This is a genomic window from Aquabacterium sp. A08, from assembly GCF_011742065.1.
Map to the genome: position 1 here is coordinate 1 of NZ_JAAQQT010000205.1, position 212 is coordinate 212.

General features: G+C 59.9%; 1 tRNA gene. It reads right to left on the minus strand.

The window, feature by feature from the left end:
* Positions 1-125 precede the first annotated feature (125 nt).
* Positions 126-210: transfer RNA gene (locus tag HA630_RS01150), tRNA-Leu, on the minus strand.
* Positions 211-212 lie beyond the last annotated feature (2 nt).

The window sequence follows — 212 nt, forward strand, 5'->3', positions numbered from 1 at the left end:
GGTCAGCCGGTGTGAGCGCGTGGGCGGGGCGCCGGCAGGCGCTCTGCCTGATGCAAAGGTGGACAAGCCCAAACCCGGGCCAGAAAGCAAAAAAGGCTTGCATTGCTGCAAGCCTTTTGCTAATTTGGTGCCCAGGAGAGGACTCGAACCTCCACGCCTCTCAGCGCTAGTACCTGAAACTAGTGCGTCTACCAATTCCGCCACCTGGGCAT